Origin of the sequence: Pseudobutyrivibrio sp. (assembly GCF_017471675.1) — a bacterium.
Taxonomy (GTDB): domain Bacteria; phylum Bacillota; class Clostridia; order Lachnospirales; family Lachnospiraceae; genus Pseudobutyrivibrio.
Genome location: NZ_JAFUSK010000042.1, coordinates 1 through 11,308, shown reverse-complemented (window position 1 = coordinate 11,308; position 11,308 = coordinate 1). Strand labels below are relative to the sequence as shown.

9 protein-coding genes, 1 CRISPR repeat array and 1 riboswitch are annotated in these 11,308 nt (G+C 41.4%); of the genes, 2 read left to right on the top strand and 7 right to left on the bottom strand.

Annotated elements, in window-relative coordinates:
• Positions 1 to 159: 159 nt before the first annotated feature.
• Entirely contained in the window at positions 160 to 1,569 is a 1,410-nt protein-coding gene (locus tag IJ535_RS07405) for an NlpC/P60 family protein (protein ID WP_294300782.1), read from the bottom strand.
• Positions 1,570 to 1,711: 142 nt separating this feature from the next.
• On the opposite strand from IJ535_RS07405, the gene IJ535_RS07400 reads away from it, so the two are divergent.
• Positions 1,712 to 2,395: an N-acetylmuramoyl-L-alanine amidase family protein gene (locus IJ535_RS07400; RefSeq protein WP_294300779.1), complete on the top strand. Its 684-nt coding sequence runs from the start codon at positions 1,712 to 1,714 to the stop codon at positions 2,393 to 2,395.
• 52 nt (positions 2,396 to 2,447) lie between these two features.
• Here the strand turns inward: IJ535_RS07400 and xylB are convergent, their stop codons facing one another.
• From xylB to ribD, 6 genes are all read right to left on the bottom strand, one after another.
• The gene (xylB, locus tag IJ535_RS07395) at positions 2,448 to 3,905 is read right to left on the bottom strand and encodes a xylulokinase (RefSeq protein ID WP_294300777.1); all 1,458 of its coding nucleotides are present in this window, start codon (positions 3,903 to 3,905) and stop codon (positions 2,448 to 2,450) included.
• 202 nt (positions 3,906 to 4,107) lie between these two features.
• On the bottom strand, positions 4,108 to 5,592 hold the full coding sequence (locus tag IJ535_RS07390) for an L-fucose/L-arabinose isomerase family protein (protein WP_294300774.1): 1,485 nt from the start codon (positions 5,590 to 5,592) through the stop codon (positions 4,108 to 4,110).
• Between the two features lie 140 nt (positions 5,593 to 5,732).
• Entirely contained in the window at positions 5,733 to 6,197 is a 465-nt protein-coding gene (gene ribH, locus IJ535_RS07385) for a 6,7-dimethyl-8-ribityllumazine synthase (RefSeq protein WP_294300771.1), read from the bottom strand.
• Positions 6,198 to 6,316: 119 nt separating this feature from the next.
• The gene (locus IJ535_RS07380) at positions 6,317 to 7,513 is read right to left on the bottom strand and encodes a bifunctional 3,4-dihydroxy-2-butanone-4-phosphate synthase/GTP cyclohydrolase II (RefSeq protein WP_294300768.1); all 1,197 of its coding nucleotides are present in this window, start codon (positions 7,511 to 7,513) and stop codon (positions 6,317 to 6,319) included.
• Between the two features lie 12 nt (positions 7,514 to 7,525).
• Positions 7,526 to 8,167 carry a riboflavin synthase gene (locus IJ535_RS07375; protein ID WP_294300766.1) on the bottom strand — a complete coding sequence of 214 codons (642 nt, stop codon included), beginning with the start codon at positions 8,165 to 8,167 and terminating at the stop codon, positions 7,526 to 7,528.
• Complete coding sequence (gene ribD, locus IJ535_RS07370; protein ID WP_294300763.1) at positions 8,167 to 9,264, bottom strand: bifunctional diaminohydroxyphosphoribosylaminopyrimidine deaminase/5-amino-6-(5-phosphoribosylamino)uracil reductase RibD; 1,098 nt, start codon at positions 9,262 to 9,264, stop codon at positions 8,167 to 8,169. The genes IJ535_RS07375 and ribD overlap by 1 nt, the downstream gene beginning before the upstream one ends.
• A 217-nt stretch (positions 9,265 to 9,481) precedes the next feature.
• Positions 9,482 to 9,596, bottom strand: a riboswitch (FMN riboswitch).
• Positions 9,597 to 9,712: 116 nt separating this feature from the next.
• Between ribD and IJ535_RS07365 the strand changes: the two genes are divergently transcribed.
• Entirely contained in the window at positions 9,713 to 10,750 is a 1,038-nt protein-coding gene (locus IJ535_RS07365) for an aldo/keto reductase (protein WP_294300760.1), read from the top strand.
• A gap of 124 nt (positions 10,751 to 10,874) precedes the next feature.
• Positions 10,875 to 11,303: direct repeats of the CRISPR family, unit length 36 nt; unit sequence GTTTTCTAATCACTTAATTTCTCCGGGTACTAAAAC.
• Positions 11,304 to 11,308: the final 5 nt, after the last annotated feature.

The following is an 11,308-nucleotide window of genomic DNA, read 5'->3' as shown; positions in this document are numbered from 1 at the left end:
GCTTCTTTGCTTGAGTTCAAAGCGAAAGCGGCCGCACATCTGAAACACCTTGTCAACCCCTTTATCGCAAAATAAAAAGACCCCTATACCATTTCTGGTATAGAGATCCTTTGGCTGCCATCTTAACTTAATGACATTGCCCTTGAGGGGAAGCCCAAATTACCTATTCCAAGGAATTACAATTCCGTTAACACTTTCCAGCCATGTAGCCCCATTTCTACGACGTACCGTAAGTGGCGTAACTGTTACAGAATTCTGTGACACCACATCAAATGCCCCTGTGCTATCAGAAGCTGAGCCCATAGCACTGATTACATAAGGTACGCCATTAACTGTGCCTAGATAAATCATTGTATGTCCTGGTAGATACAGTGCTGTGCCTGGGATACAGGCTGCAATAATTGATGTTTTGCTTGCATTGTCGTACTCTCCTACATCAAAGCAGGTTCCTGGTACTTCCTTTTGCCAGCTTGTGTTTCTAGGCATTTCCAAACCAAAGCATTTATACACATTTCGCACTAATGCAGAACAATCAACAGAATCAAGCATTCCACCCCAGCCGTAGGTATCTCCCAGATATTTAAAGGATAAATCCACAACATTAGCTGATGTTAAAGGTAGATATCCAACATTTACATCCTTATTCTGAGCAACAAGTGCCATCTGCTTAACAAATCTTCCATTTGCATCCCTGGTAGGTAGATATACCACATAATTGTTCCAGGTGCCGCGCATTGCAATATTCCTTGGGATATCTTTATCAGGAACCAGCTTTAGGGTTGTTCCCATAGTAAGCTTTACCCCAGATGTTGCAGGAGCATAGTGCGATTCTGACAATGTGAAATAATCTGTTGTAACAACAATAAAATCCTTTCCATTTGTTTTGGTCTGCCACATATTAAGCCACTCAGCCTTAGTGTCACAAATAGCCAAATCATCCGCAAGAACCCATCCGCTTACATTGTTTGAATAGCCATAGTAAAATACATGGTTATTAACATTTGCCCATTGCTTAATTACAAAAGGCTCATTCACCTTTAAGCTGGACAAAATTATTTCATCATCTGAATCTGTCTGACTATAACCTATATAATCAACAACAGGGATAGATTTGATTTCAGTCTGACTTACAGCTAATGCATATTTAGGACTGATTACTCCATCCCAGCCTGTTGCAAGTACTAACTGAGAAACTGCATTATAATAGAGTGCTGTATCTACAGGAACACTATTTACAAAAATTGGCTTTTGGGGCATTTCAGATAAAATGGCATTTGCTACAGCGCCCTTTAATTCAGTGGCATTAAAGCTTCTATCCATGGCTGTCAAATCAAACATATTGCATTCTTTAGTCTTTAATGCCTTAGCATTATAGGCATCAATCAAGCCTGCATCCATCAGTATATTTCCATTATTTGCAGACATGCTGTTCCAATATGTAGAATTACACATTTCCTGTGTTACTGTACTTTCAGTATTAACCTTAGCTTCCACTGGCAAGATATTTACTCCCATAGCTACAATAGCTACAAATGCTGTCACTGCAGCAAGTATTTGCTTTCTTTTCATAATCTCCTCCGTTAATAACAATATTCTTTTGCATAAAATATATCATTTTATGCAAAAAAGAAGTCAAATATCATCATTTTTTCACATATATAGACCATAATATAGTTACACAAAATAATGAAGAAGGGAGTGTGACTTATACATGAAAAACAACATGATTCGCAAATTGAGAAAAAGTATTGTAGTAATACTCCTGTTTACTATAATTGCACCTAGTCTCACCGCAGAAGCTAAACAATCAGTGAAAAATGATAATGCTTCTAAGGTAATTGTCATCGATCCTTGTGGTCAAGAGACTAAAAACAATAAGAAAGAGCCTGTTGGTCCTGGTGCTTTTAAATCTACCCCAGAGGTTTCAGATGAATTTGACTGCGATACTAATCTACAGATTGCTGAAAAGTTAGGAGTAATTCTTGCAGAGCAGGGCTATACTGTAATCCTTACAAGAGATACAAATGATGTAGATATCAGCAACAGCGGACGCGCTATGATAGCTAACACATCAAATGCTGACATATTAGTAGCCATCTCAGGAAAAGAAAAGGCTGGGCTTAATATTGTTTGCCAGACATCAGATAACCCTTATAACTATGGGAATTACGAAAACAGCCGCCTGCTTTCCGATGCAATTTTAGGTTCTGTTAATCAGAATACTAAAATCGAAAAAAGCAAGGTTGTAGAATCTGATGAAGAATCAATCATTAACTGGTGCGCAGTTCCTACTGCAAAGGTACAGATTGGTTCTGATAACGGAAATACTGATACTAATCAAGATTTAGTAAAGGGAATTGCTAATGGAATTGATAGCTATTTCTCTCAGAAATAAGCCTAAAAAAGCTAGTCCTTAAAAATGGGACTAGCTTTTTACTGTCTAAAATTTAGAATAAGCTCTTTACTGTTGGATAGAGCTTCTTAAATTCCTGATATCTCTCTTCGTATTTACGAATTAATTCTGGGTCTGGCTCAACTGTAGTCTTAACCTTTACAAGCTTGTCGCAAGCCTCTTCTACTGATGCATACTCTCCGCATCCTACTGCTGCAAGAATAGCACCACCAAGTCCTGGGCCTTCCTCATTTTCAAGAATATCAAGCTTAAGGTTCATTACTGATGCAATAATCTGCTGCCATAATGGGCTCTTTGCACCACCACCGCAAATCTTAGAACGCTCAATCTTAATTCCCTGGCTTCTGGCAACCTCAAGAGAATCACGAAGACCAAAAGCAACACCTTCAAGAACAGCCTGTGTCATATCCTCACGAGTTGTGTCCATAGACATACCGATGAACATAGCACGTGCATCTGGATTGTTGTGTGGGCTACGCTCTCCCATAAGGTATGGAAGGTAGAATACACGATTCTCACCAAGGTTCTTAATACCTGCCTGCTCTGCTGGGTAATCCTTAGTCTTAAGGATTTCATCCATCCACCACTTGTTGCAAGATGCAGCTGAAAGCATACATCCCATAAGGTGATAGCCACCATCAGCGTGGTCAAATGAGTGAAGTGCGTTTGCAGGGTCTACTGTAAAGTTCTTGCTAGAGATGAAGATTGTACCAGATGTACCAATTGAAAGGTTGCACTTGCCCTCTCCAACTGTACCAGTTCCTACAGCAGCTGCTGCATTATCTCCAGCACCTGCGATAATCTTAACATCATTTGTAAAGCCAAGCTCTGAAGCTACCTCTGGCTTAATAGTACCAACTACTTCGTAGCTTTCATAAAGCTTTGGAAGCTGAGACTCTGAAACGTGGCAGATATCCATCATTTCCTTGCTCCAGCATCTATTCTTAACATCTAAAAGAAGCATACCGCTGGCATCTGAATAATCTGTGCAGAAGCTTCCAGAAAGCTTGTAAGCGATGTAATCCTTAGGAAGCATAATCTTTGCTACCTTCGGCCAAAGTTCTGGTTCATTCTCCTGCATCCAAAGAATCTTAGGAGCTGTGAAGCCAGCGAATGCAATATTTGCTGTGTACTGAGAAAGCTTATCCTTTCCAATCACGTTGTTAAGGTATTCAGTCTCTTTTCCTGTACGTCCGTCATTCCAAAGGATAGCTGGACGGATAACGTTATCATCTGCATCAAGTGTTACAAGACCGTGCATCTGACCACCAAATGAAATACCTGCTACCTGTGTCTTGTCAACCTCTACAGTAAGCTCCTTAATACCAGCTACCACCTGAGTCCACCAGTCCTCTGGCTTCTGCTCAGACCAGCCTGGATGAGGGAAGCTAAGTGCGTATTCTTTTGAAACGATTTTTGCAATCGTGCCATCCCCTGACATCAGGAGTAGCTTAACAGCAGAAGTCCCTAAATCAACTCCAATATAATACATAACTATAATCTCCTATTCGTATAAATAAAAAAGCCTTCCCCCTCTGGGGGAAGGGGGACCGCATTAGCGGTGGATGAGGGCATATTATAGTAAATATCCCCTCATCAGTCAGCTACGCTGACAGCTTGTCTCGCCTCCCGGCTCGGTCGTTGCTAAACAGGCTCCACTGGAGCCTAGCAACCCCAAAGGGGGAAGCCTTTAATTATCTCCAAGGATTCTCTGTAGGGTAACGTACGCCTGCAGGCTGGTTGTATCCGATTTCATCAACCTCTACTCCAATGTACTTGAATACCTCAAAGAGAGCCTTTCCAAAGTGTCCGAATGCAACAGCTCCGTGATGTGGGAATCCCTTCTCGATTAACCAGTGACGATAGAAGCGTCCCATTTCTGGAATAGCGAATACACCGATTGAACCGAATGACTTAGTTGCAACTGGAAGAACCTCGCCCTGTGCAATGTAAGCACGAAGGATGTTGTCAGCTGTAGACTGAAGTCTGTAGAATGTGATTTCACCTGGAGCGATATCACCTTCAAGTGTTCCGTTTGTAACCTCTACTGGAAGTGAACGAGCCATAATCTTCTGGTTTCTCATCTCGCAGAATGCAAGCTTCTTAGAGCATGTATTTCCGCAGTGGAATCCCATGAATGTATCCTCAAGTGTGTAGTTTGTCTTACCCTTGATTTCCTCGTTGTACATATCCTTTGGTACTGAGTTGTTGATATCAAGAAGTGTAACAACATCCTCTGATACAACTGTACCGATAAATTCTGAAAGACATCCGTAGATATCAACTTCGCAAGATACAGGGATTCCTTCACCTGTAAGACGAGAGTTTACATAGCAAGGAACGAAACCAAACTGTGTCTGGAATGCAGGCCAGCACTTGCCAGCGATTGCTACGTATTTACGATATCCCTTGTGATCTCTTACCCAATCCTTAAGTGTAAGCTCGTACTGAGCAAGCTTAGCAAGAACCTCTGGCTTCTTGTTGCCAGCGCCAAGCTCCTTCTCCATGTCTGCAACAACCTCTGGAATACGGCTGTCACCTTCATGCTTGTTGAATGCTTCGAAAAGATCAAGCTCTGAGTTCTCCTCGATTTCAACACCAAGGTTGTAAAGCTGCTTGATTGGTGCATTACAAGCAAGGAAGTTAAGTGGACGTGGTCCAAAGCTGATAATCTTAAGGTCTGAAAGTGCGATTACGGCACGAGCGATTGGCTCGAACTCATGAATCATATCTGCACAGTCCTCAGCGTCACCTACTGGATACTCTGGGATGTATGCCTTAATATTGCGAAGCTGTAAATTGTAGCTTGCATTAAGCATACCGCAGTAAGCATCTCCTCTACCATCAAGTAAGCTGTTGCCAGACTCCTCAGCTGCTGCACAGAACATCTTAGGTCCATCAAAGTGCTTAGCAAGAAGTGTCTCAGAGATTTCTGGACCGAAGTTTCCAAGGTATACGCAAAGTGCGTTACATCCAGCTTTCTTGATATCCTCAAGAGCCTGTACCATGTGGATTTCGCTCTCTACGATACATACTGGGCACTCATAGATGTGCTCTGAACCGTACTTCTTTGTATATGCTTCGATAAGTGCCTTTCTTCTATTTACTGATAAGCTTTCTGGGAAGCAGTCACGAGAAACTGCTACTACACCAATTTTTACATTTGGCATGTTTGTCATTGTTATTACCCTCCTTAAATATAGGCTCCTTTTACAAAAAGCCCCTAAAACGTTTTCTTTGATATTGTCATATTATCAAACAAAACGCTTTAGAGACTTTTAAATCTTTACTATGTGATGTCAATTTTTTGACTTTATTATTAATTCAGCTCCCGGATAAGATTTACCATTTCAATAGCTCCCTGGGCACATTCAAATCCCTTGTTTCCAGCCTTCGTTCCGGCACGCTCTACAGCCTGCTCTATTGTATCTGTAGTAAGTATTCCAAACATAACAGGAATGCCTGCATTAAGGCTCACCTGTGCCACTCCTTTAGAAACCTCTGCGCACACATAATCGTAGTGGCTTGTGGCGCCACGAATTACAGCGCCAAGACAAATAACAGCATCATATTTTTTACTATCTGCCATCTTCTTTGCAATCAGTGGGATTTCAAATGCACCTGGCACCCAGGCTACTTCTATATCTTCTTCCTTTACATTTTCTCTTTTAAGGCCATCGATTGCACCGCCTAATAATTTTGATGTGATGAATTCGTTGAAGCGGGCTACTACGATGCCTACCTTGATGTCTTCTGATACTAATTTTCCTTCGTAAACTTTCATTTTTATCCTCCTTCTTTACACCTCATCAGTCAGCTAAAGCTGACAGCTTGTCTCGCCTCCCGGCTCGGTCGTTGCTAAACAGGCTCCACTGGAGCCTAGCAACCCAAAAGGGGAAGCCTTTAGACTTCTAAGATATGTCCCATGCGGGCTTTCTTTGTTTTTAGATAGAACACATCATATTTGTTTGCTTCTATTTCTATAGGAACGCGGTGGGCTATTTCCATGCCGTAATCTGATAGCTGATACACCTTGTCGGGATTGTTTGTCAGCAGATTCAGGGAATGGATTCCAAGGTTCCTAAGAATCTGGGCACCAGTGTAGTACTCTCGCATGTCTCCTGGGAAGCCTAATGCTATGTTGGCATCCAATGTGTCCATTCCTTCATCCTGCAGCTTGTAGGCCTTTAGCTTGTTCACAAGTCCAATGCCTCGGCCCTCCTGGCGCATGTATAAAAGCACTCCTCGGCCTTCCCTTGCGATTGCCTTCATGGCTGCGTCAAACTGCTGGCCACAGTCACAGCGCATAGAACCAAATACATCACCTGTGAGACATTCAGAATGAACACGACATAGCACATTTTGCCCATCACTAATATCTCCCATCACAAGTGCTACATGGTGTTCCCCATTTAGCTTGTTGATATAACAGTGTGCCATGAACTCACCGTAGCGTGTTGGCATCTTTGCAATCGATACACATTCCACCAGCTTGTCGTAAACCTTCCTATATTCTATAAGCTGAGGAATAGTGATAAAGGTTATTCCCATATCCTTAGCAAGCTTTCGCAAGGCCTCACCTCGCATCATAGTGCCATCCTCTGCCATAATCTCGCAGCAAAGTCCACATTCCTTTAGCCCTGCCAGCTTCATTAAATCCACTGTGGCCTCTGTATGACCCGGACGATCTATTACGCCACCAGCCTTTGCCACCAGTGGAAACATGTGGCCTGGTCGTCTGAAATCAAGTGGGGTAACACCCTCCTTCACGCAGCTTCTTGCAGTAAGCCCTCTTTCTGCTGCCGATATTCCAGTGGTCGTTCCCACATAATCAATTGATATGGTAAATGCAGTTTCATGATTATCAGTGTTGTGGCTCACCATAGGCGCAAGTGCAAGCTTTTCAGAAAGCTCTTCACTCATTGGCATACAGATAAGGCCTTTGCCTACTGTTGCCATTAGATTTACATTTTCAGATGTAGCAAACTCAGCGGCACAGATGAAATCACCTTCGTTTTCTCGCCCTTCATCATCCATCACCATAATCACCTTGCCATTTTTTAAATCGGTGATGGCCTGTTCAATCAATTGTTTTTCCATTACTTTCCCTTTCTAATAAAATCCATTTGCAAGTAACATTTCCTTTGTAAGACCAGCATTTGTAGTCTGACTGTCTAGTAGCTTTTTTACATACTTTCCTATAACATCTGTTTCAAGATTTACTGTGTCCCCCACTTTTTTAACACCTAGAACAGTCTCCTTTAAAGTGTGAGGAATAATTGAAACCTTAAAGCTTACATTATCAACTGCTGCAATTGTAAGGCTGATTCCATCTATTGCTATAGAACCCTTTTCAACAATCCCATCTGTGATTTCCCTTGATGCAGCTATTTCAAACCAAATGGCATTACCATCTTTTTTAATACTTTTTATCAATCCTGTTCCATCTATATGTCCGCTTACTATATGCCCGCCAAATCTGCCATCCGCTGCCATGGCCCGCTCCAGATTAACAGGGCTTCCATGTCGCAGTTCCCCAAGGCTAGAACGCAAAAATGTCTCATTCATCACATCAGCTTGAAAGCCTTTCCCATCATAGGTAACTACTGTTAGGCATACCCCATTTACTGCAATGCTATCCCCTATATGGATATCCTCCAGGATTTTGCTGCAGCTTATTGTTATTCTTTGCTCCTTGCTGCCTCTAACTAGTTGTGTTAAGATGCCCATTTCTTCTACAATTCCTGTAAACATCAGTACACCACCTCGTTTTCAATAATCAAATCCTCCCCTGCCCAAGTGGTACTTATTGGATTTAGATGAATAGCCTTGTCAATCTGTTCTATTCCTATGCCTTCCACCGGAGATTTGCTATTTCCACCAAAAATCTTAGGAGCCACATGCACATGTATCTCGTCCACAATCCTGCTTTCCAAAGCGCTGTAATTAATAGTGCCGCCTCCTTCTAAAAGGACACTGTCTATCCCAAGATTTCCAATTTCATTCATAAGAAAATTTAAGTCTATACCATTATTTGTCTTTGGAATTATCAGCACCTTACATCCTTCTTTTTCATACTCCTTTATCCTTTTAGCATCCTCGCTGGCTGTAGCGATTATTGTATGAATTTTGTCAGCAGTCTGTACCACATTCGAATCAATCGGTGTGCGAAGGTTTGTATCGCAGATAATTCTTACAGGATTCTTTGCTGGCTCAGGCAGCCTGCAATCTAACATTGGGTCATCTGCTATAACAGTAGATACCCCAACCATTATTCCTGAAAGCTTCTTTCTTAGCTTATGCACATTTTCTCTTGCAGCCTCACCAGTAATCCACTTTGATTCTCCTGTAGTTGTGGCAATCTTGCCATCTGCTGTCATGGCATATTTCATCACCACATAAGGACGTTTTGTGGACACGTATTTATTAAAAACTCTGTTAAGATTTCTACATTCCTTTTCAAGAATTCCTACCTCCACCTTAATGCCATATTCAGTGAGAATCTTAGCACCCTTGCCTGCCACTAGCGGGTTCACATCAAGGGTGCCTATAACTACCCTGGAAATTCCGCTTTCTATAATGGCCTCAGTGCAAGGTGGAGTCTTGCCGTGATGACAACATGGTTCTAGTGTCACATAGATAGTTGCTCCCTTTGGAGAATTTCCTTTTTCTTTGCAGTTTTTTAGTGCGTTCCTTTCAGCATGAAGCTGTCCATATTCCTGATGAAAACCCTCACCTATTATTCGTCCATCCTTTACTATTACTGCTCCAACCATAGGATTAGGATTAACAAATCCTTCTCCTTTCTTTGCCAGTTCAATTGCCCGTTTCATGTAGATTGTGTCTTCCATTTTTCCTCCCATAAAAAAAAGATTCTATTCAGTCACCCATTCGCAAAATCGCAGTTTCACTGCTTTCCTTTTGCTCATGTGTGTATCTCGTCAAATAAAGCTTAATATGAAAGAAGCAGCAAGCAGCTTTTTAACATTAAGCTTTACTTGACTCTGAATAGAATCAAAAATGCTCTGAGATTACAATAATCCCAGAGCATCTAATCTTTGACAAACCACCAATCTTCTTTCATCCAGACTATACTGTCGGCTTCGGAATCACACCGAATCATGCCTTGCGGCTCGTGGGCTATACCACCGGTAGGGAATCACACCCTGCCCTGAAGATACTATTTAATTGCTATTGATTCTACGACACCAGCTATATAGTGTCAAGTATTTATTTTGATATTTTTCTAATTGAGAATTTTTCTCTTTCACTTATAATATTTCTAAAGGAGGATTTCAAATGAAAGAAATCATTTTAGGAAATACTGGCATAAAAGTACCACAGAACGGATTCGGCGCTCTTCCTATACAGCGTGTTTCTGTAGAAGAGGCCGTTAAGATTCTTAGAAAAGCATACGACGGTGGTATGCGATTTTTTGACACTGCAAGAGCTTATTCTGACAGTGAAATTAAGCTTGGCGAAGCTTTTGGCACTGGCTATGTTAAACGTGAAGATATCATTATTGCAACAAAGACTGCTGCAAAAACTCCGGAGGATTTTTGGAAGGATCTTGATACTTCTCTTACAAATCTTAAGACTGATTACATCGACATCTACCAGTTTCACATGATGCCTGAATGTTTCAAACCTAGTGATGGCACAGGACTTTACGAATGCATGTTAGAGGCCAAGGCTCAAGGCAAGATTCGCCATATTGCAGGCACCGCTCACAAGCTGGGCGTGGCTAGAGATATAATTGAATCAGGCTTATACGAAACATTGCAGTATCCTATGAGCTACCTTGCCACCGACAAAGAAGTAGAGCTTATTAAGCTTTGTAACGAGCATAACATGGGATTTATCGGCATGAAAGGCTTAGCTGGAGGTCTTATTACTAACTCTACAGCCGCTATGGCTTTCATTTCACAATTTGATGGAACGGTTCCTATCTGGGGAATCCAGCGAGAATCTGAACTAGATGAATGGCTTGCCATGATGGATGAAACTCCTAAGATGGATGAGGAAATCAAAGCATTTATCGATAAAGAACGCACTGAACTTATGGGAGATTTCTGCCGTGGCTGCGGCTATTGCATGCCTTGCACCGTTGGTATCCAAATCAACCAATGTAACCGCATGTCCCTAATGCTCCGCCGTGCCCCAAGTGCTGGCTGGCTTAGCGACTACTGGCAGGCAGAAATGGAAAAAATCAACGACTGCGTGGACTGTGGCAAATGCATGACTCACTGCCCATACGAGCTTCAGATTCCAACCCTTCTTAGAAAGAACCTTGAGGATTATCACGAGGTATTGGCTGGGAATAGAACTGTTCAATAAATAACAGGGTGGCTGTTGCCACCCATTTTTTTGTAGAAGTTCGAAAAACAGAAAAATCTAAGCATTTACTACAAAGTATCAGCTTTTAACCTTCTAGTCCCTCTGATAAAAAGATACACTTTATTATTTCTAATCACTTAATTTTTACAGATACTAAAACCTCGTCAGGCAACTCACTTCCCTTTATTTGTTTTCTAATCACTTAATTTCTCCGGGTACTAAAACCTAATCTTGATGAAGTATTCTCAGAAGAAGTTTTCTAATCACTTAATTTCTCCGGGTACTAAAACAGGGTAGATAATGGATTTAAAAGGCAATATGTTTTCTAATCACTTAATTTCTCCGGGTACTAAAACATAAACTCTTTAAAATCGTCTGTACAATCAGTTTTCTAATCACTTAATTTCTCCGGGTACTAAAACTAGTAACCCCGTTTGTTGTTGTAGGTATTGGTTTTCTAATCACTTAATTTCTCCGGGTACTAAAACTTATTAACATCTTCAAAATTATCTAAAAAGTTTTCTAATCACTTAATTTCTCCGGGTACTAAAACTTCTT

Bases quoted from the DNA above. Each gene is read 5' to 3' on its own strand.
- IJ535_RS07405 (WP_294300782.1), bottom strand. From the start codon at position 1,569: ATGAAAAGAAAGCAAATACTTGCTGCAGTGACAGCATTTGTAGCTATT.
- IJ535_RS07400 (WP_294300779.1), top strand. From the start codon at position 1,712: ATGAAAAACAACATGATTCGCAAATTGAGAAAAAGTATTGTAGTAATA.
- xylB (WP_294300777.1), bottom strand. From the start codon at position 3,905: ATGTATTATATTGGAGTTGATTTAGGGACTTCTGCTGTTAAGCTACTC.
- IJ535_RS07390 (WP_294300774.1), bottom strand. From the start codon at position 5,592: ATGACAAACATGCCAAATGTAAAAATTGGTGTAGTAGCAGTTTCTCGT.
- ribH (WP_294300771.1), bottom strand. From the start codon at position 6,197: ATGAAAGTTTACGAAGGAAAATTAGTATCAGAAGACATCAAGGTAGGC.
- IJ535_RS07380 (WP_294300768.1), bottom strand. From the start codon at position 7,513: ATGGAAAAACAATTGATTGAACAGGCCATCACCGATTTAAAAAATGGC.
- IJ535_RS07375 (WP_294300766.1), bottom strand. From the start codon at position 8,167: ATGTTTACAGGAATTGTAGAAGAAATGGGCATCTTAACACAACTAGTT.
- ribD (WP_294300763.1), bottom strand. From the start codon at position 9,264: ATGGAAGACACAATCTACATGAAACGGGCAATTGAACTGGCAAAGAAA.
- IJ535_RS07365 (WP_294300760.1), top strand. From the start codon at position 9,713: ATGAAAGAAATCATTTTAGGAAATACTGGCATAAAAGTACCACAGAAC.